Raw genomic sequence first — 6,516 nt, forward strand, 5'->3', positions numbered from 1 at the left:
GCTTCGATAGGATAATGGCTGATCCGCCCTGGCGCTTTCTGGCGCGATCGCCGAAAGGCGAGGGGAAGAGTGCTCAGGCACACTACGACACCATGGCCTCTAGAAGAAATCAACGCATTGCCGGTCATGGATCTGGCCGCTCCAAATTGCGTGCTCTGGCTCTGGTACACCGCTCCGATGCTTCCGCAGCAGCTCACGACTGTGAAGGCCTGGGGTTTCGAGTATCGCACTGAGGGCGCCTGGGTGAAGATGACCAAGAACGGCAAGGTGTCATTCGGAACCGGCTACGGACTTCGCGGCTCACATGAGCCGTTCATCATCGCAAAACGGGGCGAACCAAAGCTCACAAAATCAACCCGGTCAGTGATCCATGGCAAGCTACAGGAAAAGCGCGAGAAGAAATGGGTTGGCTTTCATAGAACGAACCTTTCTGGCCGAAGGGGCTGAGAGACGCACGATTACTGTCACTGCGTCTGCTCCCGCTCCCGGCGACTCATTTCCGCCTGATACTCCCGCTCCCGCTCGGGCCAAGTGGTTTTGATGAAGGCAAGCACAGCCCGTATCTCGTCGTCGCTCATGACATTCCCGAAGCCCGGCATATCGCTTTGGTAACCCCGGCCAACGACCGCCGCCGGCCCTTCCTTCGTGATGCGAAAGAGCACGCCGTCCGGATGATGCCAAGTGTGGCCGGATGCGTCGTGCGGCGGCGCCGGCATGCGTCCAGAAGTCAGGGGCCTTTTCCAGTCGCGCTGACCTTCGAGCCCTGCACCGTGGCAGGCGGCGCAGCGCTCGGTATAGAGCGTCTTCCCAAGGGCGATAGTGGCCGCCGATGTGTCGCCAGCTGCCATCCGGCCGATGAGCCAAGGCCACGCCAAAGCCAGCCCCAAGCCCGCCGCGGCAATCCCGAGCATCGAGAAAATGACTGACGCTCTTCTCATTTGCCGCCGAAATACAGGTACTTGACGAGCGCCGCAGCCCCAAGGGCGAGCACGATGACGACAAGAAGCCACACCAGACCCATACCGAACATCATCATGCCGTTCATGCCTTCCATCATCGGACGGGCTCCTATTCCTCGGCGTAGACGCCGCCGATGCCGCCGGATTTCCGGATTTCCAACACCTCGAACGGGCCTTCCTTCGTGCCGCTCATGCCGGGCGAACCCAGCGGCATGCCCGGCAGCGTCACGCCCTTGATGTCAGGCCGTTCAGTCAAAAGCTTGTTGACCGTGCCGATCGGTACGTGGCCGCTCACCACATAACCGTCGACCATGGAGAGGTGACAGCCCTGGAGGTCGTCCGGAATGCCGGCCCCGCGGCTCATCGCAGCGAGGTCATGCGTCGGCTTAACAGTCACGATGAACCCGTTTTCGCGCAGATAGTTGGCATAGCCCTCGCAGCATCCGCATTCCGGGCTCTTATAAAGCATGACATCTTTTTCGCCGGCGAGCACCGGAGCGGCCCCCACAAGGGCCGACGCGAGGACGAGGGATTTCAGGATATTGGACATTAGCTTCTCCTTTCGGTTTGTTGGGCGGTCAGGCGACGCGGAAGACAGCCATCATGCCACCGGCCTGGTGTTCGAGAATATGGCAGTGGAACATCCAGTTGCCGGGATTGTCGGCGACAAAGGCGATCTCGACCTTCTCGCGCGGTGAAATCAGCACAGTGTCCCGCCATTCGCGATAACGGGCGGGTTGGCCGTTACGAGAAATCACCCGGAACGAATGACCATGCAAATGGATCGGATGATGCCACGCGGTCGCGTTGGTCATGGCGATGACGTGGCTCTTGTCCTTTTCGAGCGTCAGCATCGCTTCATCGCGTGGCTGGCTTCGTCGGCGGCCACACCGTTGATGAACCAGGCAGCGCTGGAGTTCATCGTCCGCATCATCCCTCTCATCATCGAATTCATGTCGCCCATCATCGCGCCCGGCGCGGCCAAGCTTTCACCCATCTCCTGCGCCACCATTTCGCCCATCATGCCGCCATTGAAGATGACCTCGTGGCGGGACGCGGCCTCGAGGTCGGGTTCCGGCAACGAATTTGCAGGTAGGGCGAGCGGCCAGTCGGGCGCGCGCTCCCTCAGTGGATTGCCGCCATAGATAATATCAACGAGCCGGTACTCCAGCCCTTCATAGAACCGATCAATGACCGGAGCCCGGCTGCCGGAATTGCCGGTCATATCGATGATCAAGTCGACACGCATCGCCGGCCCAAGCACCACCAGCCCTTTGTCCGGCGCATGCGGCGCGACCGGTTGGCCGTCGAACGCGATCACGATCGGCGCATGCCCCGCGAAGTGGAGGCTGAAGATACGGGCGTTGGCGGAATTGATCAGCCGCAGGCGGATGCGCTCGCCCTTCCTGACAACAAATCCGTCCGGCACGCGGCCATTGATGGTCACCGTGTTGCCGACGCGCCCATTGTGGTGGATGTCGTGCCGATTGCCGAAATCCTCGCTGATTTCGCCCGATTTGGTCAGCCGCCAGTCGCCGAGCATCCAGGTCACGTCGCGGTCGACGCGCACCGGTTCCGGCTCCTCGACGATCAGCGGGCCATAAAGCCCGCGGCCAACTTGCTCGAAACTTCTCTGGTGTGGGTGATACCAGAAGGTACCGGCGTCGATCGCGTCGAACTCGTAAACGAAGCTCTCGCCTGGTCCGATGGGGTTCTGGGTAAGGTGCGGCACGCCGTCCATCGCGTTTGGAACTCGCACGCCGTGCCAGTGGATGGTGGTTTCTTCGGCAAGGGCATTGCCAACCGCGACGCGGAGCCGCTCGCCTTGGCGGAGGCGGATCTCCGGGCCTGGAACGATGCCGTTGTATAACCAGGCGGCCGTTTCACCGGGCGGCACGAGATGGACGCGACCAGGGGCGGCACTCAACGAGATTTCGCGCGTGGCGGCAGTGCCCGGCAAAGCAGGCGATATCGGAAGCATCGCGCCGGTTGCGCTTGCAGCCGCCGATGCGAGAAAGGCTCGACGCGTCAGCGTCGGAGCAGAGTATCTGGACATGGTTCAACCATCCTGAAAAGCCAATGGTGTTGCGCATGGCGCCGGAAGGCATCACATGCGAAGCGCGATCACAGACGGCAGAAGAATCCGCCGCGCATGGTCGTTGGCACCGGCACGGGGCATCCCCGGCCGACGTCGACTAAAGCACGATGGTTCGAGGAGGAGGAGGGTCGGGCAGTCCGGTGCGGCCGGTTATTTCTTCCGCCGGCGAAGCTGCAACATCGGCCGCCATAACGGCAACCTCAAACGCCGCGGCTGCCGGAATTACGGCGAAAGGTGCTAGACAAATCTGACCGCAGAGAGAGGCTTTGCCATCGTCGCCAGGCGGACAGCCATCGCAGTCGCCCATGTCTCCGTCGGCCATCGCGGTCGGGGACCTGGCAAGGGACATGCTCGTTACATTCGCCGCATGCACGACAGTGCCCGCGGCAAATACCGCGAGGAGGACAATCGCGAAAATGCGGACCACTCTGTCCATGACCTCATGCTATCTTGTTTCCGCTTCATGTCCAGATACAGGCTGTCGCAGCGCCGGCATCGGGCAAGCCCGAAATACGGTTTCCCGTCAGCAAGATCGAATGTCCGCTTATGGCCGACTTGCGCTCCAAACGCTGGGCAATTCGAAAAGCGGGGAGCTTAGGCGCTCCCCCATTGTTCGGTTATGCGGCCTTCACAGAAATCGCCCGCATAACCGCAACGACGCCCCCGGCTCCCTCTACGGCTGCCGCTGGCGCACTTCGACGCGTCGCCTCCCTCATGCGGTCATCAAATCGATGATCCGCATGATCGCGACCGCACTGCTCGTGTTCTGGGTGCCTTCTGTCGTATCGGCCTTATGGCAGGTCCAAACATCACCCTTCTTGACTGTGAACTTTTTTTCGTTCTGAACGACCGACAATTCTCCCTCAGTCATGTGGCAGAGCATGTCGTTCTTCATCTTGTTGTCCGGCGTCTTCGCCCCGGGTTGGATAACAACATCGCGCAGCTTGACCATTGCATAGGCTGGTATGTTCGAAGCCCGCTCACCAAGGTCTACAATTCTTACACCGGGTGCGACCTCCTTGCCCTCATCAGGGCCGTAAGTCTCGGCGGCTACTGGTGTCGCCCGAATGATCAGAGGTGTTGCGGCCATTGTAAGGCCGATTGCGAGTGTGGATCTACGATTGATGGCTTCCATTGCTTCCTCCCTAGCCAAATTGTTGGAAATTAGGGCCAACCCACAAGTATTGGGCCGTTGCGGTCAAGTGTCAACGAGCCCATAAGCGTTCGTGCTCGCGAGAGGCTGCGGAGTTTCACAAACCTCTGGGGTTGTTCGTGCGAGGCGTGTCGCAGCAGCCAGGGGGCGTCCCGCTTCGATTGATGATCGCAATGGGCCAACACTGGACTTTCAATCCAAGGGAGAAAGGCCCGCTCATGCGCGATTGTCGGAGATCTATTTCGCGAAGTTGACATGAAGTTCGATGACACCCGTTCGGCGCGCATTCATTGCAAGGAAAAGGCGAGATCGAAGAAGGCAAAAACAGAAAGTGTGTTCTCTCCTGGCCGATCGATTTTCGTCACGGAGAGAGGAAACCCTTTTGCCACGTTCGGCGGTGTCGTTGATGAAGGTACAAACGCCGGCCGAGTGATCGCGCTTATCGATATTTTCGGCCGCTTGACGCCAGTCGAATTCGAGCCGAAACAGCTAACCCCTGCGGCATAAGTGCGAAATAAATTTCCGCTTCGCGCCATGAGCAGCCGTCGCTCAGTGTGAGGACCCTTGTTCCCATCCTCTCTCTCGCCGGAATGCTGTCGGACGGTCAATCGCTGTTGGTCGCGAAATCGACTGCAGCCTGGATGTGGATGGACGTGGAATCGAAACCAGGCAAAGGCAGATTGTCGGCCTCCAAGATGAGGCAAATCTCTGTGCAGCCGAAAATAACCGCATCAGCTCCCTTTTGCTTCGCCTCTTCAACGAGTGCGATTAACGCCTGCCGCGATCCGTCTAACACCTTCCCTGCGCAAAGCTCGTCGAAGATGATGTGGTGGGTCAGAGCGCGGCCGTCGGGATCGGGGACGATCACTTCGATGCCCTGCCTCTTCATCCGCTCTGAGTAGAAACCGTTTTCCATCGTGTAGCGGGTGGCGAGCAGAAGAGGCTTACGGCAGCCAGCCGCTTTGAGTGCCTGAGCGGTTTCATCGATGATGTGGATGAACGGCACTTCTATTGCGTCTTCCACTGCATCCGCGACGAGGTGCATGGTGACTGCACATATCAGGATACAATCGGCCCCGGCGGCGGTAAGGCCCTTTCCGACGCTCGCCAGCCTTTTGCCAGCATCGTCCCATCGGCCTGACTTCTGCATTTCCACGATCTTCTGGAAATCGACGGAATGCATGATGATCTCGGCGGAGTGCAAACCGCCCAATCTCTGGCGGACCGCTTCGTTGATAGCGCGGTAATACACCGCAGAGCCTTCAAAGCTCATGCCCCCAATCAGGCCAATCGTACGCATTTCCCACTTTCGTCCTTTCAGGCGTGTTCAGTCAGCAATTGGCGCTGTAGACGAGCGTCAATATGTCAAAGTGCCATCGACGCAGGTTACGCACGTGCCGCCGACGCTCACTTGACCTCGCTCGTCGATGGTGATCGCTACTCTCCCGTCGCGACCGACACGCTGTCCCTGGGCCGCAATGTAGCTGGTGGCTGATTGGTCCACCAAACCTCGTCTCGACCGGAAGACCGCCACGCTGCCGTTGCCGCTTCCACACACGGGGTCTTCATCGACGCCGCAAGACGGCGCGAAAGAGCGGACCTCGATATCAGCATTCCCTCCGGTGTGTTTTCCGAACACGGTAATGCCAGTCACTCCGAGTTTTGTTTCGAACCGAGCCGACCGCGCGAAATCGGGTGTAAGGCCCAGCACCGCCGATGCATCGGTCATAGCGGCTACGATCCAGACTGCTCCGACATCGACAATAGCTGGGGCATGCTCTTTCAGTACTGCCTCTCCGAGGACCGCTTCCAACTCATCGATCTCGTGCGCAGACAGGTTCCGCATTTGAGCCGGCGGCAAATCCAAGGTGATTGTTTGTTCGTCGTCGTCACCCTTAACCTTTATCTTCACCAGCCCGACGCCGCATTCCTGAACCAGAACGCCGTCGCGCGGCAGAGCGCGTCCCGCCTGCATGATAGCGTGGGCACTTCCCAACGTCGGGTGACCTGCGAATGGCAGTTCATTGCGCGGCGTGAAAATACGCAAACGATAGTCGGCCTCGGAGGATTGAGCAGGTAGCAGAAAGGTCGTCTCCGAAAGGTTCGTCCATCGGGCGATGGCCTGCATCTCGCTGTCGCTCAGGCCATCCGCATCTAGGACGACGGCCACGGGATTTCCGAGCAGCGGCTTGGAAGTGAAGGCATCGACCACTTTGTATTTGCGCATTGATCGTTCCGTTCTTTTCGGAGCAGTTAGATGGACGCTTCAGGGCAGATGAACGGTCGTTGCGTCATCTCTTCTGGAA

Annotated in this window: 11 protein-coding genes; 2 read left to right on the forward strand and 9 right to left on the reverse strand. The window is 59.4% G+C overall.

The window, feature by feature from the left end; genetic code table 11:
• Positions 1-69 precede the first annotated feature (69 nt).
• Positions 70-447, forward strand: coding sequence for an MT-A70 family methyltransferase (locus tag AAAC48_RS20845; RefSeq protein WP_340656024.1), 378 nt, complete (start codon positions 70-72; stop codon positions 445-447).
• A 17-nt stretch (positions 448-464) separates the two neighbouring features.
• On the opposite strand, the gene AAAC48_RS20850 is transcribed toward AAAC48_RS20845, so the two are convergent.
• The 7 genes from AAAC48_RS20850 to AAAC48_RS20880 form a co-directional block, all read right to left on the reverse strand.
• Positions 465-938, reverse strand: a complete 474-nt coding sequence (locus tag AAAC48_RS20850; RefSeq protein ID WP_340656025.1) for a cytochrome c — start codon at positions 936-938, stop codon at positions 465-467.
• Entirely contained in the window at positions 935-1,057 is a 123-nt protein-coding gene (locus AAAC48_RS20855; protein ID WP_340656026.1) for a hypothetical protein, read from the reverse strand. The genes AAAC48_RS20850 and AAAC48_RS20855 overlap by 4 nt, the downstream gene beginning before the upstream one ends.
• 11 nt (positions 1,058-1,068) lie before the next feature.
• On the reverse strand, positions 1,069-1,509 hold the full coding sequence (locus tag AAAC48_RS20860) for a DUF411 domain-containing protein (RefSeq protein ID WP_340656027.1): 441 nt from the start codon (positions 1,507-1,509) through the stop codon (positions 1,069-1,071).
• Positions 1,510-1,537: 28 nt separating this feature from the next.
• On the reverse strand, positions 1,538-1,813 hold the full coding sequence (locus AAAC48_RS20865) for a multicopper oxidase domain-containing protein (protein WP_340656028.1): 276 nt from the start codon (positions 1,811-1,813) through the stop codon (positions 1,538-1,540).
• A complete protein-coding gene (locus AAAC48_RS20870; protein WP_340656029.1) occupies positions 1,807-2,940 on the reverse strand; it encodes a multicopper oxidase domain-containing protein in 1,134 nt (377 codons plus the stop codon). The genes AAAC48_RS20865 and AAAC48_RS20870 overlap by 7 nt, the downstream gene beginning before the upstream one ends.
• A gap of 214 nt (positions 2,941-3,154) precedes the next feature.
• Positions 3,155-3,493, reverse strand: coding sequence for a hypothetical protein (locus tag AAAC48_RS20875; RefSeq protein WP_340656030.1), 339 nt, complete (start codon positions 3,491-3,493; stop codon positions 3,155-3,157).
• Between the two features lie 276 nt (positions 3,494-3,769).
• On the reverse strand, positions 3,770-4,192 hold the full coding sequence (locus tag AAAC48_RS20880; protein WP_340656031.1) for a hypothetical protein: 423 nt from the start codon (positions 4,190-4,192) through the stop codon (positions 3,770-3,772).
• A gap of 273 nt (positions 4,193-4,465) precedes the next feature.
• Here AAAC48_RS20880 and AAAC48_RS20885 point away from each other — a divergent pair, with 273 nt between their 5' ends.
• Positions 4,466-4,717 carry a hypothetical protein gene (locus AAAC48_RS20885; protein ID WP_340656032.1) on the forward strand — a complete coding sequence of 84 codons (252 nt, stop codon included), beginning with the start codon at positions 4,466-4,468 and terminating at the stop codon, positions 4,715-4,717.
• A gap of 97 nt (positions 4,718-4,814) precedes the next feature.
• On the opposite strand, the gene AAAC48_RS20890 is transcribed toward AAAC48_RS20885, so the two are convergent.
• Entirely contained in the window at positions 4,815-5,510 is a 696-nt protein-coding gene (locus AAAC48_RS20890; RefSeq protein ID WP_340656033.1) for an aspartate/glutamate racemase family protein, read from the reverse strand.
• Positions 5,511-5,567: 57 nt separating this feature from the next.
• Complete coding sequence (locus AAAC48_RS20895) at positions 5,568-6,437, reverse strand: PhzF family phenazine biosynthesis protein (protein ID WP_340656034.1); 870 nt, start codon at positions 6,435-6,437, stop codon at positions 5,568-5,570.
• Positions 6,438-6,516 lie beyond the last annotated feature (79 nt).

Origin of the sequence: Phyllobacterium sp. (assembly GCF_037994405.1) — a bacterium.
In the GTDB taxonomy this organism is placed as follows: domain Bacteria; phylum Pseudomonadota; class Alphaproteobacteria; order Rhizobiales; family Rhizobiaceae; genus Phyllobacterium.